Origin of the sequence: Sphaerisporangium sp. TRM90804 (genome assembly GCF_029846175.1) — a bacterium.
GTDB lineage: Bacteria > Actinomycetota > Actinomycetes > Streptosporangiales > Streptosporangiaceae > Sphaerisporangium.
The window spans coordinates 41,873-62,450 of the sequence record NZ_JARWAC010000033.1; the positions used below are offsets into that span (position 1 = coordinate 41,873).

General features: G+C 73.4%; 25 protein-coding genes. 16 read left to right on the plus strand and 9 right to left on the minus strand.

The genetic code is table 11. The features are described 5' to 3' along the window. The first annotated feature begins 31 nt into the window (after window positions 1-31). Entirely contained in the window at window positions 32-706 is a 675-nt protein-coding gene (locus PYR91_RS33370; protein WP_279786483.1) for a helix-turn-helix domain-containing protein, read from the plus strand. Window positions 707-824: 118 nt separating this feature from the next. Here the strand turns inward: PYR91_RS33370 and PYR91_RS33375 are convergent, their stop codons facing one another. Further along, window positions 825-1,568: a class I SAM-dependent methyltransferase gene (locus PYR91_RS33375; protein WP_279786485.1), complete on the minus strand. Its 744-nt coding sequence runs from the start codon at window positions 1,566-1,568 to the stop codon at window positions 825-827. A 256-nt stretch (window positions 1,569-1,824) separates the two neighbouring features. Between PYR91_RS33375 and PYR91_RS33380 the strand changes: the two genes are divergently transcribed. Beyond that, window positions 1,825-3,240 carry a multicopper oxidase family protein gene (locus PYR91_RS33380; protein WP_279786487.1) on the plus strand — a complete coding sequence of 472 codons (1,416 nt, stop codon included), beginning with the start codon at window positions 1,825-1,827 and terminating at the stop codon, window positions 3,238-3,240. A gap of 36 nt (window positions 3,241-3,276) precedes the next feature. On the opposite strand, the gene PYR91_RS33385 is transcribed toward PYR91_RS33380, so the two are convergent. Genes PYR91_RS33385 through PYR91_RS33395 form a run of 3 tightly spaced genes read right to left on the minus strand, consistent with a single transcriptional unit; the run spans window position 3,277 to window position 5,609 of the window. After that, the gene (locus PYR91_RS33385) at window positions 3,277-3,759 is read right to left on the minus strand and encodes a metallophosphoesterase family protein (protein WP_279786489.1); all 483 of its coding nucleotides are present in this window, start codon (window positions 3,757-3,759) and stop codon (window positions 3,277-3,279) included. A 28-nt stretch (window positions 3,760-3,787) separates the two neighbouring features. Then, window positions 3,788-4,879 carry a sulfite oxidase gene (locus tag PYR91_RS33390; protein ID WP_279786491.1) on the minus strand — a complete coding sequence of 364 codons (1,092 nt, stop codon included), beginning with the start codon at window positions 4,877-4,879 and terminating at the stop codon, window positions 3,788-3,790. 43 nt (window positions 4,880-4,922) lie between these two features. After that, a complete protein-coding gene (locus tag PYR91_RS33395) occupies window positions 4,923-5,609 on the minus strand; it encodes a GntR family transcriptional regulator (RefSeq protein WP_279786493.1) in 687 nt (228 codons plus the stop codon). A 278-nt stretch (window positions 5,610-5,887) separates the two neighbouring features. On the opposite strand from PYR91_RS33395, the gene PYR91_RS33400 reads away from it, so the two are divergent. Genes PYR91_RS33400 through PYR91_RS33420 form a run of 5 tightly spaced genes read left to right on the plus strand, consistent with a single transcriptional unit; the run spans window position 5,888 to window position 10,298 of the window. Then, window positions 5,888-7,168, plus strand: a complete 1,281-nt coding sequence (locus PYR91_RS33400; RefSeq protein WP_279786495.1) for an MFS transporter — start codon at window positions 5,888-5,890, stop codon at window positions 7,166-7,168. Window positions 7,169-7,218: 50 nt separating this feature from the next. Beyond that, the gene (locus PYR91_RS33405) at window positions 7,219-7,986 is read left to right on the plus strand and encodes a LamB/YcsF family protein (protein WP_279786567.1); all 768 of its coding nucleotides are present in this window, start codon (window positions 7,219-7,221) and stop codon (window positions 7,984-7,986) included. Beyond that, window positions 7,983-8,603: an allophanate hydrolase subunit 1 gene (locus PYR91_RS33410; RefSeq protein ID WP_279786497.1), complete on the plus strand. Its 621-nt coding sequence runs from the start codon at window positions 7,983-7,985 to the stop codon at window positions 8,601-8,603. The genes PYR91_RS33405 and PYR91_RS33410 overlap by 4 nt, the downstream gene beginning before the upstream one ends. Then, window positions 8,596-9,507, plus strand: coding sequence for a biotin-dependent carboxyltransferase family protein (locus PYR91_RS33415; protein WP_279786499.1), 912 nt, complete (start codon window positions 8,596-8,598; stop codon window positions 9,505-9,507). Before PYR91_RS33410 ends, PYR91_RS33415 begins: the two co-directional genes overlap by 8 nt. Continuing rightward, a complete protein-coding gene (locus PYR91_RS33420) occupies window positions 9,504-10,298 on the plus strand; it encodes a putative hydro-lyase (protein ID WP_279786501.1) in 795 nt (264 codons plus the stop codon). Before PYR91_RS33415 ends, PYR91_RS33420 begins: the two co-directional genes overlap by 4 nt. A 100-nt stretch (window positions 10,299-10,398) precedes the next feature. On the opposite strand, the gene PYR91_RS33425 is transcribed toward PYR91_RS33420, so the two are convergent. Next, a complete protein-coding gene (locus PYR91_RS33425; protein WP_279786503.1) occupies window positions 10,399-11,223 on the minus strand; it encodes an SGNH/GDSL hydrolase family protein in 825 nt (274 codons plus the stop codon). 286 nt (window positions 11,224-11,509) lie between these two features. On the opposite strand from PYR91_RS33425, the gene PYR91_RS33430 reads away from it, so the two are divergent. The 5 genes from PYR91_RS33430 to PYR91_RS33450 all read left to right on the plus strand — a co-directional run bounded on the left by PYR91_RS33430 (window position 11,510) and on the right by PYR91_RS33450 (window position 15,064). Continuing rightward, complete coding sequence (locus tag PYR91_RS33430; protein WP_279786505.1) at window positions 11,510-11,971, plus strand: RidA family protein; 462 nt, start codon at window positions 11,510-11,512, stop codon at window positions 11,969-11,971. A 184-nt stretch (window positions 11,972-12,155) separates the two neighbouring features. Next, on the plus strand, window positions 12,156-12,920 hold the full coding sequence (locus PYR91_RS33435; RefSeq protein WP_279786507.1) for a (2Fe-2S)-binding protein: 765 nt from the start codon (window positions 12,156-12,158) through the stop codon (window positions 12,918-12,920). A 26-nt stretch (window positions 12,921-12,946) separates the two neighbouring features. Continuing rightward, window positions 12,947-13,705, plus strand: coding sequence for a helical backbone metal receptor (locus tag PYR91_RS33440; protein WP_279786509.1), 759 nt, complete (start codon window positions 12,947-12,949; stop codon window positions 13,703-13,705). Between the two features lie 49 nt (window positions 13,706-13,754). Further along, window positions 13,755-14,477: an MgtC/SapB family protein gene (locus PYR91_RS33445; protein ID WP_279786511.1), complete on the plus strand. Its 723-nt coding sequence runs from the start codon at window positions 13,755-13,757 to the stop codon at window positions 14,475-14,477. A 77-nt stretch (window positions 14,478-14,554) separates the two neighbouring features. Then, on the plus strand, window positions 14,555-15,064 hold the full coding sequence (locus PYR91_RS33450; RefSeq protein WP_279786512.1) for a DUF6789 family protein: 510 nt from the start codon (window positions 14,555-14,557) through the stop codon (window positions 15,062-15,064). Window positions 15,065-15,076: 12 nt separating this feature from the next. Here the strand turns inward: PYR91_RS33450 and PYR91_RS33455 are convergent, their stop codons facing one another. Continuing rightward, complete coding sequence (locus PYR91_RS33455; protein ID WP_279786513.1) at window positions 15,077-15,286, minus strand: EF-hand domain-containing protein; 210 nt, start codon at window positions 15,284-15,286, stop codon at window positions 15,077-15,079. A 195-nt stretch (window positions 15,287-15,481) separates the two neighbouring features. Here PYR91_RS33455 and PYR91_RS33460 point away from each other — a divergent pair, with 195 nt between their 5' ends. The 3 genes from PYR91_RS33460 to PYR91_RS33470 all read left to right on the plus strand — a co-directional run bounded on the left by PYR91_RS33460 (window position 15,482) and on the right by PYR91_RS33470 (window position 17,468). Then, entirely contained in the window at window positions 15,482-15,733 is a 252-nt protein-coding gene (locus PYR91_RS33460; protein WP_279786515.1) for a hypothetical protein, read from the plus strand. Between the two features lie 84 nt (window positions 15,734-15,817). Then, window positions 15,818-16,414 carry an RNA polymerase sigma factor gene (locus tag PYR91_RS33465; RefSeq protein WP_279786517.1) on the plus strand — a complete coding sequence of 199 codons (597 nt, stop codon included), beginning with the start codon at window positions 15,818-15,820 and terminating at the stop codon, window positions 16,412-16,414. Then, a complete protein-coding gene (locus PYR91_RS33470) occupies window positions 16,407-17,468 on the plus strand; it encodes a CU044_5270 family protein (protein ID WP_279786519.1) in 1,062 nt (353 codons plus the stop codon). The genes PYR91_RS33465 and PYR91_RS33470 overlap by 8 nt, the downstream gene beginning before the upstream one ends. A gap of 81 nt (window positions 17,469-17,549) precedes the next feature. On the opposite strand, the gene PYR91_RS33475 is transcribed toward PYR91_RS33470, so the two are convergent. Then, window positions 17,550-18,830: a hypothetical protein gene (locus PYR91_RS33475; protein WP_279786521.1), complete on the minus strand. Its 1,281-nt coding sequence runs from the start codon at window positions 18,828-18,830 to the stop codon at window positions 17,550-17,552. A gap of 197 nt (window positions 18,831-19,027) precedes the next feature. On the opposite strand from PYR91_RS33475, the gene PYR91_RS33480 reads away from it, so the two are divergent. Then, on the plus strand, window positions 19,028-19,675 hold the full coding sequence (locus tag PYR91_RS33480) for a helix-turn-helix domain-containing protein (RefSeq protein WP_279786522.1): 648 nt from the start codon (window positions 19,028-19,030) through the stop codon (window positions 19,673-19,675). 68 nt (window positions 19,676-19,743) lie between these two features. Here PYR91_RS33480 and PYR91_RS33485 read toward each other — a convergent pair whose 3' ends face one another. Both PYR91_RS33485 and PYR91_RS33490 read right to left on the minus strand, forming a co-directional pair. After that, on the minus strand, window positions 19,744-20,091 hold the full coding sequence (locus PYR91_RS33485) for a hypothetical protein (RefSeq protein ID WP_279786524.1): 348 nt from the start codon (window positions 20,089-20,091) through the stop codon (window positions 19,744-19,746). Next, the gene (locus PYR91_RS33490; RefSeq protein WP_279786526.1) at window positions 20,088-20,525 is read right to left on the minus strand and encodes a hypothetical protein; all 438 of its coding nucleotides are present in this window, start codon (window positions 20,523-20,525) and stop codon (window positions 20,088-20,090) included. The genes PYR91_RS33485 and PYR91_RS33490 overlap by 4 nt, the downstream gene beginning before the upstream one ends. Between the last annotated feature and the right edge of the window lie 53 nt (window positions 20,526-20,578).

A 20,578-nucleotide genomic window follows, 5' to 3' on the forward strand; every position in this document is an offset into this window, starting at 1 on the left:
TAAACAAGGATCGAATTGGTAACCTGAGTCCATGAGCGACAGGCGAAGCTATGGGGACGCGTGCGGCGTGGCCCGTGGGCTGGACATCGTCGGCGAGCGGTGGGCGTTGCTGGTGGTGCGCGACCTGCTGCTCGGCCCCAAGCGTTTCAACGACCTGCTGGGCGGCCTGCGCGGCGTGAGCCCGAACGTGCTGAGCCAGCGGTTGCGCGACCTGGTCGAGCACGGCGTCGTCCGCCGCCGCGACCTGGGCGCCCCGGCGCGGGTCCACCTCTACGAGCTGACCGAATGGGGCCGCGAGCTGGAGCCGTTGCTGCTCCGGTTCGGGCGCTGGGGAAGCCGGGCCCCGATGCCGCCCGACGCCGAGATCGGCATCGACTCGCTGCTCCTGAGCGTCAAGACGGCATTCGACCCCGCGCGGTCCGGCGAGCCGCCCGCCGCGTACGAGCTCCGCGTCGACGCCGACACCTACCTCGTGGAGGTCACCGGCGGCTCGGTCCAGATCAGCCGCGGGACGGCCGCGGCGCGCCCCTGCGCCACGCTCACCACCGACCTGGGCACCCTGCGCGCCGTGTGCGGCAACCTGGTCAGCGTGGCGGACGCCACCCGGGACGGCCTTCTGCGCCTCGACGGCGGCGAAGAAGCGACACGCCGCCTCACCGAGCTTCTCCTGGCCCCGTTCTCGCCTCCGCCGCGAGAAGGGCCCTGAGCCCCGTTCGAGCACGTTGGAGGATCCCGGGGCGTGGGTCCGCCCGCCGGCACCGGCGTCTGCCGCGCCGCCTTGGCGCGCCCGCCGTCCGCGCCCCCGCCCGCTGACCGTTGTGCGGCTAAGAGCCGTCGCCGTACGGTTTCTGCCAGACCGAGATGTGCGTCGTGCTCTCGTGGGTGAACGGCCGGCGGTGCCAGTCGGCCCAGCGCTCACGCAAGGTCATTCCGGCGAGCCTGGCCATGAGGTCCAGCTCCGACGGCCATACGTAGCGGTGCGGGGACGTGCGGGTCTCCAGGCGACCGTCCACCACCCAGTAGTGGTGGGAGTACGCGATCTGCGACGCGACGTCGTACTCCTCGAAACCGAGGTGCGCCGGGGTCACGGTGAACGGGTGGATGGTCTGGCCTGGCGGCAGCCGCCGAAGCTCCGGGACGTACACCTCGATGACGAAGCTGCCGCCGGGCTCGAGATGCGCCGCCACGTTGCGGAAGCACGCGACCTGCTCGTCCTGCGTGGTCAGGTTCGTGATCGTGTTGCGTACCAGGTAGGCGAGGCCGAAGGTGCCGCCCGGCCCGGTGTCCGCGAAGTCGCCGATGGTCACGCCGATCTCCTCGGCTCCCGGCTTCGTCCTGAGCTGGGCCACCATGGCCGGCGACAGCTCGATGCCGTGCAGGCGGACGCCTCGCCGGCTGAGCGGCAGGGCGATGCGGCCGGTGCCGATGCCGAGTTCCAGAGCGGCGCCGGATCCGGCCAGTTCGGCGAGGAAGCCGACGGCGGGGTCGACGACGGCGGGGTCGAACAGTTCGGGCCACTTGGCCTCGTACGTCGCCGCGATCCATTCGTCGAAGTAGTTCTCCACCACAGACCCACTGTGTCCACAGCCCGTGCGCGGCCGCCACTCATTAACTCCCCGGCTCATCAACTCCCCGGCCGCCGGCGCGGTCGTCGCGAGCGGTGGAGCACGTTGGAGGATGCCAGGGCGGGGGGCGCGGTGGGAGTTTTGTGGTGGCGGATCCGACGCCGGTGTCGTGGTGCGGCGGGGGAGGCACGCGCCCGGCCGTTCACCCGATAGGGGTCACATGCTTAACAGACGGCGATTACTGGCTCTTGGCGCGACGGTGGGCGGTGCAGCGCTGCTGCCCTTCACCCGGACCAGTTCCGAAGCGGCCAGCGACCCAGGCGCGCGCCGCAAGGAGTTCCTCACCACCACCCGCAAGGGCACCGTGCACGGGGGCTTCACCCCGTTCACGACGAAGATGCCGATACCTTCGGTGCTCCGGCCGAGCCTGACGTCGTCGGGCGTGGACGTGTACAAGGTGCCGGTGCAGGCCGCGAAGCTGGAGATCATCCCCGGCCTGGTCACCCCGGCGCTGACCTACGCCGGCCAGTTCGTCGGGCCGACGATCCGCGCGAAGACCGGCCGCCCGGTCAAGGTCACGTACGTGAACGAGCTCGACCGGCCGGTCAACGTCCACCTGCACGGCGGGCACGTGCCGGCCGTCAGCGACGGCCACCCGATGGACCTCATCAACCCCGCGGGCATGCGGGTGTACGACTACCCGAACACCCAGCAGGGCGCGACGCTGTGGTACCACGACCACAGCCACGGCAGCGAGGCCGAGCACGTCTACCGCGGCCTGCACGGCTTCTACATCGTCGAGGACCCGTCCGAGCAGTACCTCGGGCTGCCGTCCGGCCAGTTCGACGTGCCGATCATGCTGCGCAACTCCCAGTTCGACGAGGTGGGCAACCTGATCTGGGGCCACCCGGACGAGCGCACCACCATCCTGGCCAACGGCAGGCCGCAGCCGTACTTCCCCGTGCAGGCCCGCAGGTACCGGTTCCGGCTGCTCAACGCCTCCAACGAGCGCGTGTTCCGGCTCAACATGGGCGGCCGGCCGATCACGAAGATCGGCTCGGACGGCGGGCTGCTGCCCGCGCCGGTGCAGTACACGGAGCTGGTGGTGGCCTCCGCCGAGCGGGTCGAGATCGTGGTCGACTTCGCCCAGCTGCAGAGGACGCGCACCCCGATCTACCTGTACGACGGGGACACGCCGATCCTGCGCTTCGACGTCACCCCGGCCACCTCGCGCGACACCAGCCGCGTGCCGTCCGTGCTGCGCCCGCTGCCGGTGCTGCCCGCTCCGGTGGTCGAGCGGAAGGTGGCGATGAGCTTCGACATCTCCGGTGAGATACCGGTCGGCCTGATGGACGGCAAGCCGTTCGACCCGAACCGCGTCGACATGACGATCAAGCGCGGCACCACGGAGATCTGGGAGATCCACAACGCCGAGGCGTTCCCGCTCGACCACACCTTCCACATGCACCTGGTGCAGTTCCAGGTGCTGAGCCGCAACGGCGGCGCGCCGCTGCCGCAGGACCTGGGCCTCAAGGACACCATCCACCTGGCGCAGGACGAGCGCGTGCGGGTCAAGGCCCACTTCACCACCCACCTCGGGCGGTACATGTACCACTGCCACTACCTGGAGCACTCGTCCATCGGGATGATGGCCCAGATGGAGGTCGTCCGCTAGGCACCGGTCTCCGTCACCTGGCCGCCGCCGCGACGGTCAGGTGACGGGCACGATGCGCGCCGCCACCAGGCGTCCGCGCTCGATCTCCAGCACACCGAGCGTGCCGTGCGGCTGGCGGCGGCGGTCGGTCGGCGAGCCGGGGTTGAAGATCCTCAACCCCGGCTCCTCGTGGTCCAGCGGGATGTGCGAGTGGCCGAAGACGACCAGGCCGGCGTCGGGGAAGCGGCGGCGCATGCGCGCCCACCGGCCCGCCGACGCGCCGCTGTCATGGATCATCGCCACCCTGAGGCCGTCGAGGTCCAGCTCCAGCGTCTCCGGCGCGGTCACGTCCGGGCCGTCGTTGTTGCCCTTCACGGCGTGCACCGGAGCGAAGGCCGCCAGCTCCTCCAGGACGCCGGCGGTGCAGACGTCGCCCGCGTGCAGGATGGCGTCGGCCCCGCGCAGCTGCTCGGCCACCCGCGGCGGGCAGGACTTCCAGTACCGCGGGGCGTGCGTGTCCGACAGCGCCACGACTCTCATGCCCGCCCCCTCCCCCGTGCGGCCCGGCCTAGGCGTCGCAGGTGACGGCGACCCGGTCCCAGGAGGTGTTGGCGTAGCCCTTGGGGTTCCACACCTGGGCGGGCGACTCCGGCTGGGTCTCGGCGGCGTCGTCCCAGGCCCGGACGGCGATCACGCTGTCGCCCTCGGGCAGGTCGACCGTCAGCCGCCAGTGCTGCCAGGCCCACGGCCCGTCGTCCTGCGGGTCGAGGGCGGCCTGCGCCCAGGTGGCGCCGTCGTCGAGCGAGACGTCCACGCGGGCCACCGCGCGGCCGTCGCCCGCGTAGGCGTAGCCGGTGACCTCGGCGGGGCCGGGGGCCAGGCGTGCGCCGTCCGCCGGGCTGAGGATGGCGGAGCTGAGCGCGACCGGCCCCAGGGAGATGCCCTCCCCCGGCCCGGCGTGGTCGGGATCGACGCCGGGCGGCAGGATGCGGTAGGCGACGGCCTGGTAGTAGTTGCCGGACGGGCCGCTCTGCGCGGTCACCCGCCGCAGCCACTTGACGCTGCGGGCGCCGATCCAGCCCGGGACGACCACCCGCAGCGGGGCGCCGTGCGCGGGCGGCAGCGGCTCGCCGTTCATCGCCCACGCGAGCAGCACCTCGCCGGCCATCGCCTTGGCGACCGGGATGGAGCCGCCGTACGCCTGGGGCGGGGACGGCTCCTGGGAGACGTCGGGCGCCTCGAACGCGATGTGCGCCGCCTCGGGCCGCAGGCCGGCGTGTTCCAGGACGCCGGCCAGGCCGACGCCGGTCCACGACGCCGTCGAGGTGGCCCCCCGGCCCCACGGCTCGCCGGGGATGTCGCGCACGCCGGCGAGCCCGGCGCGGCGGTTGCCCGCGCACTGGAGCGTCGCCACGACGGTCTGCTCGGGGAACAGGGCGCGGAGGTGGGCCACCGACAGCGTCAGCGGGCGCTCGACCAGGCCGTCCACCACCAGGCACCAGCCCTCGGGGTCGGACTCGGGCACGGGGCCGTGGTTGCGGGCGTAGAAGGTGTCGACCGGCGTGATCGGCCGGCCCGCCAGCGCGGCCGGCGGCGGCTCGGCGTTGAAAGGATGATCGTTGTGGACGACCATGTCGTCCCTCTTGCCCCATGCGTTCACGTAGCTCGCGTTCCCCGGGCCTGCCCGTATGACACCTGGGCGCTCAGGCGTGGGCGTGGACGAGCTGGCGCTCGGCGTCGGTGAGGTAGGCCTCCAGCAGCCGCTCGGCGCCCTCGGTGTCCTTCGCCTCGATGAGCTGGAGGATGTCGCGGTTGCGGTTGAGGTAGGGCTCGTGGAAGGCGCGCGGGTTCTTCATCGCGTGGAAGCTCAGCCGCAGCTCGGCGAGCACCTGGCGCATCATCTCGTCCAGCCTGGAGCTGCCGGCCAGCTCGACGACGGCCTGGTGGAAGCGCATGTTGGCCGTGCCGACGTCGCCCCAGCGCTGCTCGGCGGCGGCCTGTTCGGCGCCGCGGACGGCGTCGCGCAGATGGGCGAGGGCCTGCTCGGGCGCGTCGAGCGCGCGGCGCAGCGCGGCGCACTCGACGAGGCGGCGCACCCGGTAGAGGTCGGCGACGTCGGCGGCGGTGAGCCTGCGGACGAAGACGCCGCGGTTGAGCTCGTGCACGAGCAGCCGCTCGTGGGACAGCAGCCGGAAGGCCTCGCGCAGGGTGTTGCGGGACACGCGCAGGATCGTGCCGATGGACTCCTCCGACAGCCGGGTGCCGGGCTCGAACAGCCCCTCGATGATGTGGTCGCGCAGGATGGCCGCCACGAGCTCGGCGGTGCTGGCGCGCCCGAGCAGCGACCGGTCGGCCGCGAGACGTTCGGCAGCCTGCCCCGTACCGTCCATCACGTTCCCATGGCCTTTCTCCCGCTCCCGCCGGACCCCCGTCGCACCAGGACGAGCCCGGTCGCGCACCGCCGCGAGCACGGCCGTCCGGTCGTGTGGACGGGCGCCCGGCAGCGGAGTGACGAAATGTTAACACAAAACTATTGTCATATCGTTGAACGATTCTTATGTTGAATGCGTTGGCTCGGTCGAGAGCCAAGGGACGCGAAAGCAGGGGCGCCGCCGGCACCGCCGGAGGCCGCGTCCCCAGCCGGTAGCCATGGCAACGAGGTGCGCGAATGACCACATCGTCCACGCCGCAACCAGCCGTCGACACGCTTGAGGACCGCGAGGGCACCGCCTTCGCCTGGTACACCACGCTCAGCCTCAAGGGCCGGCGGGCCTTCAAGGGAGCGTTCCTCGGCTACAGCCTCGACTCCTACGACTTCTGGGTCCTGCCGCTGAGCCTGGTCGCGATCGCCGCGACCTTCAACCTCGGCACCGCGCAGACCGGCCTGCTGGCCACCGCCACGCTCGTCTTCTCCGCGCTCGGCGGCATCGCGGCGGGCATCCTGGCCGACCGCATCGGCCGGGCCAGGACGCTGATGGTCACCGTCGTCACCTACGCGGTGTTCACCGCCCTGTGCGGGCTGGCGCCCAACTACGAGACCCTGCTGGTCTTCCGGGCGCTCCAGGGGCTCGGCTTCGGCGGCGAGTGGGCGGCCGGGGCGATCCTGGTCGCCGAGTACGCCAAGGCGCGCCACCGCGGCCGGGCGGTCGCGATGATCCAGAGCTCGTGGGCCATCGGCTGGGGGCTGGCGGTCGTCGTCTACACGCTGCTGTTCCAGTTCGTCGACCAGGACCTGGCGTGGCGCGTGCTGTTCTGGACCGGCGCGCTGCCCGCGCTGCTGGTCATCTACGTCCGGCGCAACGTCACCGACGCGCCGATCTTCACGCAGATGCGCGAGGAGACCGGGCGCGCCTCCACCACGGCCATCTTCCGCGGCGGCCTGGCGCGCACGACGTTCTTCGCGACGGTGCTCGCCACGGGCGTGCAGGGCGGGTACTACACGCTCGCCACCTGGGTGCCGACCTACCTGAAGACCGAGCGCGGCCTGTCGGTGATCGGCACGGGCGGGTACCTGACGTTCCTCATCGCCGGCGCGTTCTCCGGCTACCTCACCGGCGGGTACTTCACCGACAAGATCGGCCGTAAGAAGACGTTCGCGATCTTCTCGCTGCTCAGCGGGGTGCTCATCCTGCTGTACACGCAGCTGCCCGCGAGCGCCGACGGGTACGTGATGTTCCTCGGCTTCCCGCTCGGCTTCACCTCCTCGGCGATCTTCTCCGGGTTCGGCGCGTTCCTGTCGGAGCTGTACCCGAGCGGTGTGCGCGGCACCGGGCAGGGGTTCACGTACAACGTGGGCCGCGGCGTCGGCGCGTTCTTCCCGACCGTCATCGGGTACCTGGCGACGACGTACAGCGTCGGCGGCGCGATGGCCTTCGGCGCCCTGGCGTACGGGCTGGCCATCGTGGCCCTGCTGGGGCTGCCGGAGACCCGCGCCAGGGAACTGTCCTAGGAGGGGACTTCGGCTTGGACGACGAGGAGCGCACCGTGCCCGACCGACTCGTGAGCATCGACCTCAACTCCGATCTCGGGGAGGGGCTCGGCCGCTGGGAGCTCGGCGACGACGAGGCCCTGCTGGCGGTGGTCACCAGCGCCAACGTGGCGTGCGGCTTCCACGCCGGCGACCCGTCGATCATGCGGCGCACGTGCCGCACGGCGGCCGAGCGCGGCGTGGCGGTCGGCGCGCAGGTCGGCTACCGCGACCTGGCGGGCTTCGGGCGGCGCTTCATCGAGGTTCCGCCCGCCGACCTGGCCGACGACGTCGTCTACCAGATCGGCGCCCTGGACGCGTTCGCGCGGCTGGCGGGCACCCGCGTGACCTACGTCAAGCCGCACGGCGCGCTCTACAATGCGATCGTGCACCACCAGGTCCAGGCGGACGCCGTCGTGGCGGCCGTCCGGGCCTACGATCCCAGGCTGCCCGTGCTGGGCCTGCCGGGCTCGGTGTTCCTGCGCCGGGCCGAGGCGGCCGGGCTGCCCGTCGTCACCGAGTGCTTCGCCGACCGCGCCTACACGCCCGAGGGCACGCTGGTGCCGCGCGGCCGTCCGGGCGCCGTGCTGCACGACGCGGCCGAGGTGGCGGCGCGCGCGCTGCGCATGGCCCTCGGCGAGCCGATCACCTCCATCGACGGCACGCCGCTGACCGTCCGGGCCCGCTCGATCTGTGTCCACGGCGACAGCCCGGACGCCGTGGCGATGGCCCGCGAGGTCCGGGCGGCGCTCACCGGGCACGGCATCAGCCTGGCCCCGTTCGCGGGCGGGTCGCGGTGAGGCCGCGGCTGCGGCGGTGCGGCGACGGCGCGCTGCTGGTGGAGCTGGAAGGCGTGGACGAGGTCGTCGCGCTGTACGACGCGCTCGTGGCCGACCCGCCGCCGGGGGTGACCGAACTGCTGCCGGCGGCGCGCACGCTGCTGGTCCGGTTCGAGCCGTCGTCGCGCAAGGGCGCGGTGGAGTCGGCCGTCCTGGGGGCGCGGCCCGCCGGCGGGCGTCCGGGCGCCGGGGGCGAGGTGACGGTGCCCGTGGTGTACGACGGCGCCGACCTCGCGGCCGTGGCCGAGCTGACCGGGCTGACCGAGCGTGAGGTGGTGCAGGCGCACACCGGGTCGCCGTGGACCGTCGCGTTCTGCGGCTTCGCGCCTGGTTTCGGGTACCTCGTCGGCGGCGATCCCCGGTTGGCCGTCCCGCGCCGCACCGAGTCCCGGGTCCGCGTCCCCGCCGGTTCGGTGGCGCTGGCGGCCGAGTTCAGCGCGGTCTACCCGCGCGAGTCCCCCGGCGGCTGGCAGCTCATCGGCCGCACCGGCCTGCGGGTGTGGGACGTCGCCGCCGAACCGCCGGCGCTGCTGCGTCCGGGCACCCGGGTCCGCTTCACCGAGGCCCCGCGTGGCTGACGCGCTCCACGACGGCTGCCCGGCCCTGGAGGTGCTGGCCACCGGGCCGATGACCACCGTGCAGGACCTCGGCCGGCCGGGCCGGGGACATCTCGGCGTGGGGCGTTCGGGCGCCGCCGACCGCGGCGCGCTGCGCCTGGCCAACCGGCTGCTGGCCAACCCCGAGGGCGCGGCGGCGCTGGAGGTGACGCTGGGCGGGCTCGCGGCGCGGGCCCGCGGCGACCTGCTGATCACGCTGACCGGCGCGGCGTGCCCGGCCTCGGTCGTCGACGCCGCCGGGCGGGCGCGGCCGATCGGCCACCAGTCGGTCGAGCGCCTGCCCGACGGGGCCACGCTGCGGCTCGGCATGCCGCGGCGGGGCCTGCGCACGTACGTCGCGGTGCGCGGCGGGCTGGCGGTGGAGGAGGTTCTGGGGTCGCGGGCGACGGACGTGCTCGCCGGCCTCGGCCCCGACCGGCCAGAGGCGGGCTCGCTGCTGCCGGTGGGGCCGCCGCCGGCGGCGTTCCCCATGGTCGAGCTGGCGCCGGCGGCCGAGGCGCCGCCCGGCGAGCCCGTGCTGCGCGTGGTGCCCGGGCCGCGTGACGACTGGTTCCGCCCCGGCGCCCTGGAGGCGCTGTGCGCGGAGCCGTACGAGGTGACGATGGAGAGCAACCGGGTGGGCATGCGGCTGCGCGGCCGTCCGCTCGAACGCTCGCGCGAGGGCGAGCTGCCGCCGGAGGGCATGGTGCCGGGCGCCCTGCAGGTGCCCCCGTCGGGTCAGCCCACGCTGTTCCTCGCCGACCACCCGGTGACGGGCGGCTACCCGGTGATCGCGGTCGTCCGCGAGCGCGACGTCGACCAGGCCGCCCAGATCCGCCCCGGCCAGCGAGTCCGCTTCCGCCTGTCGAGAGGAGAACCCTCATGAACCGGTCCGCGACCGACGTGGCACGGCTGACCCCCGAGGAGGCGCGGGCGAGGTTCCGCGAAGGGCTGGTGACGCCGACGGCCGGATGGGCGGCCGGGTGGGCGCAGGCGAACCTGCTCGCGCTGCCCCGCGACCGCGCGTACGACTTCCTGCTGTTCGCGCAGCGCAACCCCCGCTCGTGCCCGGTGCTCGACGTGACCGAGCCCGGCGAGACGTCCGCGTCGATCTTCGGCGGCGACCTGCGCACCGACCTGCCCGCGTACCGGGTGTACGAGGACGGCGAGCAGGTCGCCGAGGTCACCGACGTCGTCTCGTACTGGCGTGACGACCTGGTGTGCTTCCTGATCGGGTGCAGCTTCACCTTTGAGGGCGCGTTGCTGGAGGCCGGGGTCCCGGTGCGCCACATCGCCGCCGGCAAGAACGTCCCCATGTACCGCACCGACCGCGCCTGCCGCCCGGCCGGCGGCCTGTCGGGCCCGCTGGTGGTCTCCATGCGCCCGATCCCCGCCGGCCTGGTCGCCGAGGCCGTCCGCGTGACGGCCAGATACCCCGCCGTCCACGGCGCCCCCGTGCACGTGGGCGACCCCGCCGCCCTCGGCATCGCCGACCTGGCGAAGCCCGACTTCGGCGACCCGGTGGAGATCCTCCCCGGCGAGACCCCGGTCTTCTGGGCCTGCGGCGTCACCCCCCAGGCAGCCGTGATGACCTCCCGCCCACCCTTCGCCATCGGCCACGCCCCCGGCCACATGGCCCTGACCGACGCCCGCGACAGCGCCTACCTCATCCCCTGATCTGTCGATGACCACCGCCCCTCGTGCGACATCGCCAATCCGCTGCGAAAGGCCACGGGCCCCGCCTTGGGGGCGGGGCCCGTGGGAGGGGTGGAGCCGGCTACCAGCCGTAGCCGGTGGGGTAGGTGATCTCCGCGAGGAGGCGCTGGCCGGTGGTGTTGGGGTGGAAGTAGTCCCAGGTGCTCAGGTGGCTGAGCTGGAAGGGGTAGGAGAAGACGGCGCCGCCGTCGTAGCGGCACTGGGGCTGCTCGGCGCAGACGCGGGACATGATGGCGTTGTAGTCGGCCACGCGCTGGCGGACGCGGTCGCGGCGGTCCACGTCGGCCTGGTCGGTGGAGCGGGGGCGGGCGAGCATCGACTGGCAGATGCTGAGAGCCGCCCAGGCGGTGCGGGCTGAGCTGCTGTTCCGGCCGACGTCCCAGAGGCGCTTGATGTCGGGGATGCTGGAAACGAAGATCGCCACGTCGGGGATCCCGGCGCTCAGGGTCTGCAGAGCGGTACGGAAGCGGGCCTCGAAGTCGGCGGTCGACGTCATCGAGGACTCCGACGAGGTGCAGGCGTCGTTGGCGCCGATGAGGACGGTGACGTAGTCGGCGCCCTGGGAGACGGCCTGCTGGGCCTGGCCCGGCATGTCCGCGACCTTGGCGCCGGAGCGGGCGTCGTTGTAGGCCACGAGGGACGGGTTGACGGCGCGGATGCGCAGGTAGTGGCTGTTGACGCTGGAGCTGGAACCGGTGGACCACGATCGGGACGTGCAGTCGATGTAGAACCCGCAGGCGTTGAAGCCGCGGGTGATCGAGTCGCCCATGGACGCGATCGAGCCGGGGACCGGCGGGGCTTGCGCGGCCGCCGGGACGAACGCGGCGGGCACGAACGCGAGGGCGACTGCGGCGAGGATGACGAGGGTGCGGCGGCGGATGTCCAAGCGGGTCTCCAGAGACTCTTCCCCGATCGGCTGATGCTCAGAATGTGGGTCCGCTTTGCCGCTTTGACAAGCTCACATTACGATTTACTTACCTGTGAGTAACATACGGCCCGAGCCGCAACGTGCGCCGCAGAAGCCTCGTGAGCAGCGGGTATAGCACGCGTCAATGGTGGTCGCAGAGGGAAATGGAATGGCACGCCACGCGGCGGGCGATCCGCTGCCCGGAGATCGGCGATCCGTCCGAATAAGATCATCGAGCTAGGAACCGCCGGGACGGGAGAGATCGATGATCCGTCGCTGGAGCCCCGCCGTCGTGGCCCCGCCGATCGCCCAGTACAGCCACCTGGTGCGCGTGCCGCACGACCACGACCTGGTGTGGATCGCCGGGCAGTTCGGAATCCTGCCCGACGGCACGCTCGCGGGCGTCGACGCCGGAGCGCAGACCCGGCAGATCTACGTGAACCTGGAACAGCTGCTCGGCACCCTGGGCGCGGGCCCCCAGCACCTGGTGAAGCTCTTCACGATGATCACCGGCCTGGAGCACCTGGAGGGCCAGCGGTTGGCGCGGCGGGAGGTCTTCGACCGCTGGTACCCGGACGGCGACTACCCGGCCAACTCGCTGGCGATCATCGCCGCCCTGGGCACGCCCGAACTGCACGTCGAGATCGAGGCCATCGCCGCCGTCCCCACCGGCCTGCTCCCCGAGGACCCCGACGACCCCCACCCGGCCACCGGCGCACCGGCCTGACCCCGGCCGGCCGGCGTTCGAAAGCCTGGCGGCGTGCGAAGGGCCGGGCAGCGCGCCGAGGGCCGGACGGCCCGGGAAGGCCGTGGCCCGCGAAGGGGCGGGCCCGGTGCTGGTGTGGCAGGCTGGCGGGTGCGGCGGCGGACGGGTGCGCCGTTCGGACCGGACCCCGGAGGCTGCGCGCGGCGTGGACATCGTCAACGCTCTGGCACACGTGTCGGCCATCGGGCCGTACTTCGCGATCTCCACGGACGCGTCCGAGCAGGACGATCCGTCCTGGCGCCCGCTGGGCGACCTGCACGCCGACACCGCCGCGCTCCGAGCCAAGATCACCGACTACGGGCGGCGGCTGGGGACGTCCGAGACGCGGGTCGCCGCGTCGATCCTGTTCCAGGGCCTGGCCGCGCGCCTCTGGTCGCCGATGGTCGGCGCCGCCGTGGCGCACGGGCTCGTCGCCGTGGCCCCCGCCACGCACGTCCACTGGCTGCCCGCCGCCACCGGCCCGCTCCCCCTGTGGACGGCCGGTACGGCGGCGGGCTGGGCCAGGGTCGACGGCGACGCCGAGCAGGCCGGCGCGGTGTACCGCGCGGTGGCGACCGAGCTGCTCGGCCCACTCGTGGCGGCGTTCCACGAGGTCTCGAAGGCGGCGCCCGCGATGCTGTGGGGCAACGCCGCCTCGGCCCTGGCCGCGACGCTGCGCACCCTTCCCCCCGCCCGGCCCGACCTCGCGCCCCGGGCGGCGCGGCTGATCACCGAGCTGCTCGCCCTCGGGGTGCTCGCCGACACGGGGCACCCCGCCGAACCGGCCCCGGGCGTGCACTTCTTCGTCAGGAGGAGCTGCTGCCTGTACTACCGCGTCCCCGGCGGCGGCCTGTGCGACGACTGCGCGCTGCTGCCCCCGCATGAGCGCTCCGCCCAGTGGGAGCGGGCCGTACAGTTCTCGCGAGAGTGACCCCGATCCCGGAGGAGCGCGGCCGGATGCCGATCGTGCACGACGACCTGGGGCTGCCCGTCCCGATCCCGGGAGCCGTGCGCCGGGTGGTCTCGCTGGTCCCCTCGCTGACCGAGTCGGTGGCGGCCACCGCCCCCGGGCTGCTCGCCGGAGCCACCGACTGGTGCTCCCACCCGGCCGGTCTCGACGTGGCGCGCGTGCGGGGCACGAAGAACCCCGACGTCGAGGCGATCATCGCGCTCGCCCCCGACCTGGTGCTCGCCAACGAGGAGGAGAACCGCGTCCCCGACCTGGACGCGCTGCGCGCCGCCGGGATCCCCGTCTGGGTGACGGTCGTCCGCACCCTGGACGACGCGTTCGCGTCGCTGCGCCGCATGCTCGGCACCGCCATGGGCCTGCCCGAGCCCGGCTGGCTGCGGGACGCCGAGCGGGCGTGGGGCGACGACCTCGCGCGGTACGACCGCCGGGCGGTCATCCCGGTGTGGCGCAAGCCGTGGATGGTGGTGGGGCGTGACACCTTCGCCGGCGACCTGCTGCTGCGCCTGGGCGTCCGCAACCTCTACGGGAGCCATGCGGAGCGCTACCCCCGCGTCCCGCTGCCCGAGCTGCTGGCCGCCGGCCCCGACCTGGTGGTGCTGCCCGACGAGCCCTACCGCTTCACCGCCGACGACGGCCCCGGCTTCTTCCCGGGCGTCCAGGCCGCGCTGGTCAGCGGGCGTCACCTCACCTGGTACGGCCCGTCGCTGGCCGAGGCCCCCCGGGTGCTCACGGCCGCCATCGGGTAAGCGCGGGCCGCCACCTGATCATGCCGCTGACCTGGTCTAATCTGGATCGATGACGCTGGCGGGCCTCGGAGACCTCGCCGGGCAGGGGTGGCCTCAGCTCGGCTGCCTCGGCCTGGCGTTCGTGCTCTCGGCCGCGATCGGCCTGGAGCGGGAGATCCGCGCCAAGAGCGCGGGCCTGCGCACCCACACCCTGGTCGGCTTCGCCTCCGCGCTGATGATGCTGGTGTCGAAGTACGGCTTCGGCGACGTGCTCTCCCAGCACGTGCTCCTGGACCCCTCCCGGGTGGCCGCCCAGGTCGTCTCGGGCATCGGCTTCATCGGCGCCGGCCTGATCTTCGTGCGCCGCGACAGCGTCCGGGGCCTGACCACCGCGGCGTCGATCTGGCTGACGTGCGCCGTCGGGCTGACCGCCGGGGCGGGGCTGTGGCTGCTGGCCCTGGTCGCCACCGCCGGCCACTTCGCGACGATCTTCCTGCTGACCCCGGTGGCCGGTTGGCTCCCGCACTCCAAGCACGCGCCCTCGCGGCTGCACCTGCGCTACCTCGGCCACCACGGCGTGCTGCGGAACGTGCTGGCGAGGTGCACCGAGGTCGGGTTCGGCGTGGACGAGATGACCGTCGACAAGCGCGCCCCGCACGACAACCCGCGGGCCGTCTCGGTGTGGCTCACCGTGCACGGGCCGCACCGGGTCACCGAGCTGGCCGGGGAGCTGATGCGGATCGAGGGCGTCGAGGCGGTGTCCGCCCAGGACGCCGACTCAGCGGTCCCCTGACGACCGGCGTGGTTTCCACGTCAAAGTATGGAATGGCCGCCGGTTTCCCCGTATCGAGGCCAGGGGACGTAGCCCGCATGATCCGTGATCTCAAGCGGGGCGCCGCCGGCGGCGTGGTCGCGACCGCCTGCATGAGCGCGCTGATGATCGCCGGCGACCGTGCCGGGCTGATGCGCGACCAGCCGCCGAAACGCATCATGCGGGCCTTCCTGCCCGGTCACAAGCGGCGGCCCAAGCCGGGCGAGGGCATGCTCGGCGCGATCGCCCACTTCGCGTTCGGCGCCGCCGCCGGCGCCCTGTTCGCGGTCGTCGTGGACGGCCGCAGGGCGCGGCCGCAGCTGGGCGCCGTCTACGGCATGGCCATCTGGGCCGCCAGCTACCAGGGCTGGGTGCCCGCCATGGGCATTCTGCCGCCCGCCCACCGCGACCGGCCCGGACGCCAGGCCGTCATGGCCGCCGCGCACGTGGTGTACGGGACGACCCTGGTGATGACGCTGAACGGCATGCCGTCCGAGCTGCCGGGCACGGCGGCGGGTGGGCCGTCGGCGCGTGCGCGGCACCGGCGGCCGGCGTACGCGCGAGCCTAGGACCGCCGCCCGTCAGCCGGTGGTGGCCGCCAGGTACCGCGAGAACTCCTCCAGGGAGATGCGGCCGTCGCCGTCCAGGTCGAGCTTCTTGATCGCCGCGTCGGCGGCCTCGGTCGAGACCGGCTGGCCCAGCACCTCCATGAGGTGCAGCAGCTCCCCGGCCGAAATGAGCCCGTCCTTGTCGGCGTCGACCAGATCGAAGGTCACCGCGTACTCGCTCATCGCTCTCCTCGCGTGCTCGGTCGCCCAGCACCTTAGTAGGTTCTTGTCGGCATTCGCGGCATTCCGTGTTAGCCGCGCCCGGGGCTTCTACCCGGCGGGAGGAAGTGATGCGTCGCGAGACCGGGGAAGATGCCAGGGACGCCCGGGGCGCCTGAGCCCCGGGGGAGGACGGCCCGCCTTCGGAAGGCGGGCCCGTTGCGAGAGGGGCGAGTGCCGATGGCCGAGGACGAGGCCGCCATCCGTGAGGAGCTCCGCGTCGTGGAGGAGGATCTGGCCCGGCTGCGCGAGACCGCCGCGGAGCTGCGGCGCAGCGTCGGGGAGAACGCCGACTCCCCCACCGACGCCGCGGAGACCGCCACGCTGATCACCATGGCCGAGGAGCAGGAGGCGCTGGCGGACGCCCTTGAGGCGAGGCGCGAGACGCTGGCCCGCAAATTGGAGTCCTAGCTTTTCGCGGGAAGTGGGAACCGGGGTGCCGGGTGCGGCCAAGTACGGGGTGACCGCACCGGAATCCCGAGAGGACAGCGCGTGGTGAGTGCGCAGGCACTGCTCGACGGCTCACACCTGGACGACGCGACCGTGATCGGGCGATCGGTCGACCAGCCCGAGCTGTTCGCGACGGTGTTCGACCGGCACGCCGGCGAGATCTTCCAGTACGTGGCGAGGCGGCTCGGGCCCGGGCCCGCCGAGGACGTCGTGGCGGAGGTCTTCCTGGTCGCGTTCCGCTCCCGGGCGCGGTACGACCGCGCCCGGCCGGACGCCCGGCCCTGGCTGTACGGCATGGCGACGAACCTCACGTCGCAGCACCGCAGGGCCGAGCGGCGGCGCATCAGGGCGATGTCCCGGGTCGCGGCCGACCGGCCCGGCTCTTTCGACGACCGCAGCGCCGAGCGGGTCACCGCCGAGCAGCTGCAGCCGCGGCTCGCCCGCGTGCTGTCGCGGCTCTCGCCGGGCGAGCGCGACCTGCTGTTGCTGGTGGCGTGGACCGACCTGAGCTACGAGGACGTCGCCCAGGCGCTGGGCGTCCCCATCGGCACGGTGCGATCGCGCCTGCACCGCGTGCGCGCGAAGGTGCGCAGGTCCCTCGGCGGCGCCGACCCCCTTTCCCTGGAGAACCGCGATGGATGACGAGATCAGACTGTTCGCCGAAGGCCGGCCGGCCGCGCCCCCGTACCCGGCCGAGGCCCGCGAGGCGGCGCGCCGCCTCCTGCTGGACGAGGCGGCCAGGCCGCGCCGGTTCCGCGTGCCGTGGATGGGGTGGCAAGCCGTGGGGGCCTTCGGGCTGACGGTGGCGCTGGTGGGCGGGGTGGGCGTGGCGCTGTCGTCGCCGCCCGCGCCGGGGCCGGCGTCCGGGGGGAACGGCCCCCAGTCGGTGTCGGTGGCGCCACCGGCCGACGTCGCCGAGCTGGACCCGAAGCCGGGCCAGTTCATCATGGTGGAGTCGGAGACGATGTACCCGTCGGAGAGGTACACCAAGGAGGGCGAGCCGCCGATCCGGCACCTGTACCGCACCAAGCGGCAGATCTGGAAGTCGGTCGACGGGAGCCAGGCCGGCCTGCTGCGCATCGACCACCTTGAGCCGAAGGCCTTCCCCGGCCAGCCCCTCCCGCAGGAAGGGCTGGAGAACGAGGGCTCCGCCCTACACGAGATCGACGGGCACTGTCCGAGCACGCCCGACAGCCTGCGGACCGACTTCGCCTACCTCAGCACGCTGCCGGCGGACGCGGCCGGGATGCGCGAGCATCTCTACGCCCAAGAGGACCACGGCAAGAACACCCCCGACGACGCCGCCTGGACCAGGATCGGCGACCTGCTGCGCGAGAACTACCTGCCGCGCGCCCAGCGGGAGGCGCTGTTCGAGGCGGGCAAGACGATCCCAGGCGTGGAGGTCGCCGAGGGCGTCGAGGACGCGGCCGGACGCGAGGGCGTCGCGCTCGGGCGGGTGGAGCACGGCCTGCTGACGCAGCTCGTCTTCGCCCCCGAGACCCGCGACTTCCTCGGCGAGCGCGGCACGGTGGTCGACGCGGCCGTCACGGGCGCGCCCGCGGGCAGCGTGCTGGCCCTGACGGCGCAGACCCGGGTGGCGGTGGCCGGCGAGCTCCCCTCGGCCCAGGGCGCCGGCAGCGACGGCTCGTGCGAGGACCTCTCGCGCCAGCAGCCGGCGGCGACGCCGAGCGGCTGACCGGAGGGACCCGGAGAACGGTCCGCCGCGCGGCCCTCGGGGGGCGGCGCGGCGGACCGTCTTCGTGTGCGGCTGGTGACGTCAGCCGGTGACGTAGATCTGGCTGAAGACCTCCGACAGCTTCTTCACGTCCTGGGCGATGCCGACCTCGGGGCTCGCCGGGTCGAAGATGGTCGACAGGCGCCGCTGGAGCGGCTCCAGCTTGTCGAGCTGCTCCCAGGTGGGCGTGGCGGCCAGGCCCGACTTCATGACCCGGTAGGTGGCGCCCTGGCCGTCCTGCCAGCGGGTCCAGAGGTTGACGGTGGCGGCGCCGTCCTTCAGCGGGCTCGCGATGCGCTGCTGGGTCACCGTGGCGGCCTGCGCGGCGGTCAGCGGGGAGGCGTCCTTGCCGGCCAGGCCGGCGTCCTCGGCGCCGATCTGCACGAGCGTGTCCCACGCCAGCGCCTTGACCTTGCTCCACTGGTTGCGCTGCGCCTGCTGGAGCGTGATCTTCCAGGGCGAGTACGCGGTCTGCAGCAGGCCGCTGTCGAGCACGAGCTGGTCGACGGCGCCGGTGGTGAGCAGCGGCTCGATGTGCTGCGGGGTGAGCAGCGGGTACTTCTTGTCCATCTCGGCGGTGCAGGCGTCGCTCGCCCCGCAGCCGAAGGCCGGGACGACGGTGTGCACGCCGAGCTTCTTGCCGGGGGCGGCCTGGCGCAGCGCGGAGGCGGCGGCCGTGGCGAACGCCGTCATCTCCTCGGGCGTCTTGACGGCGCCGTTGTAGCCGAGCTGGGAGGTGTAGCGGACGCCGACGACGCCCGGCTGCGCGGCCAGCGCGGCGACCTGCTTGACGGCGGCGGCGAACGCGGCGGCGCCGCCCTTGTAGTCGTCGAGCAGCTCGGTGTCGATCCACACCCGCATGCCGCTCGCGGCCGCGGCGGCGACGGCCTGGCCGGCGGCGGTCCGCGCGGCGGCGGCGATCTCCTCCGGCGACACCGAGCACTGCTCGCCCGCCGTCGGGCAGGTGGGCGGGGCGGTGTCCTCGACGAAGCCCTCGGGGGCGGGGTCGCCCTCGCCGCGGGCCTCGCCGTCGCCCTCGCCCTCGGTGCTGCACTGCTCGACGGTGCAGTCGATCCAGCCGATCGGGTACTCTTCCGCGCCCCTGAGGTTGGCGCTGTCGTCCTTGGCCCAGAAACGCACGATGTCCAGCGCGTCCTGGGGCGTCGGGGCCATCCAGAAGCACTGCGGGCCCGACTGCGGGCCGCCGTTGCTGTAGTTCTTGCAGTCGTCCGCGCCGTCCTCGGAGAACGCCGAGGCGGCAGGAAGGCTCACCGCGAGGCCGGTCAGGACCGCGCTGAGGGCGATGGCTCTCCTGATGCGCATCAAGCGTCTCCTTGGGCGGGGGGCATCCTAGTGATCACCTAAAACGATCGAAACGACTGTATCGGGGACAGATCTACTCGACCAGTGCATCGCACGGAATTCACCTAGCTAACAGGAATCACACGGGCACGCCCGGCGCCGCGCCGTTCCCTCCCTTCGCGCCCCGCAGATGCGGCCCGACCTCGCATAATCGACAGGTGCGCGAAGGCAAGGCCGGCCCCGAGTCGGCGCAGACCCTGGAGCGAGGGCTCCGGCTGCTGCGCCTGCTCGCCGACGGCCATCGCGGGCGCACGCCGACCGAGCTGGCGCAGGAGCTGGGCCTGAGCCGCCCCATCGTCTACCGGCTGCTCACCACGCTGCAGAACGAGGGCTTCGCCCGCAGGGACGCCGAGGGCCGCGCCCACCTGGGCTTCGGCGTGCTGGCCCTGGCGCGCGCCGTCCAGCCGTTGTTGCGCGCCGCCGCGCTGCCCGCGCTGCGGCGCCTCGCCGAGGACACCGGGGCCACCGCCCACCTGACGGCCGCCGAGGGCGACGAGGGTCTGGCCATCGCCGTCGTCGAGCCGACCTGGACCGACCTGCACGTGGCCTACCGGGAGGGCTCGCGCCACCCGCTTGCGCGCGGCGCGGCCGGCCTGGCGATCCTGGCGCACCGCGCCGGGCGCACCGGGTTCCAGGTCACCGAGGGCCAGCTCCAGGAGGGCGCGCGCGGCGTCGCCGCTCCGCTGCCGAGCGTGCCCTGGCTGGAGGCGTCCGTCGGCATCGTGACCTTCGGCGCCCTCGACACCGCCACCCTCGGCCCCCGCGTCGTCCAGGCGGCGGCCGAACTGGGCGAGGCCCTGGCGTGACCCTCCTCCAGCCGTTGGCGTGATTCCCCGGGCCTTGCGTGATCCCGTGTCGGCGCCCTTCGGCCGGATCACGGCGGGCAGGCACGCGCGGCGATGGCGGTGGCGGCCGATGACGGGTCGTCGGCGCTGTGGGCCTCCACGGGCAGGCCGTCGGGCTGTTTGACGAGGTGCCAGGCTCCGCCGTTCGGCACGTCGACCACGGTGACGGTGACGATCAGCCGGGCGTCGGCGTAGACGTCCATCTCCGGGGGGCGCAGGACGGGCGGGTAGTAGCCCCGCCGCATGGAGAGGTGGATGCGCTCGACGGGACGGCAGCGCAGGCCGTGCGACTCCAATTCCTTCCGCAGATCGCCGAGCGCCCGGCGGTGCTCCTCGGCGGCCTCCTCCGGCATCCCGAACATCACCAGGTCGCTCACGGCCGCGACCCCGGCCGGACGAGGCCGTCTCCGGCCGGGCGCCCCGTCCGCGACCGGCGCGCGGGGGCGAGGCCAGCGAGTTCGGACCCGCGCATGAGGGTGCGGAGCTCTTCCGGGGTGGCCGCTTGGAGGAGCGGTTCGCAGACCTCGGAGATGCGGGCGATGGCGTAGAAGCGGCGGGAGTAGGCCCCGTACATCACCAGCCAGCCGGGCTCAAGCAGGCCGAGTTGCTCGGCCCGAGCCCGCTGTCTCGCGTCCCAGACCTTCCGCCGCCCCTCCGGCCCCCGGTGTTCGGGCTGGGCGGCCGTCCCCCGGCGGTGGCGGCCGGCGGCCGGTCGGCGCGTGAACGGGAAGCGGGACGGCCGGGAGCAGGGCCGGGGAGGCGGCCTCTCGTGCGTCGTGCCGTCCGTCCAGGGGGATCCACGGTCGAACATCTGTCGTACTCCTGGTCGACTTCGGGGCAAGTTTGGGAACTGGCGTTCTGTAT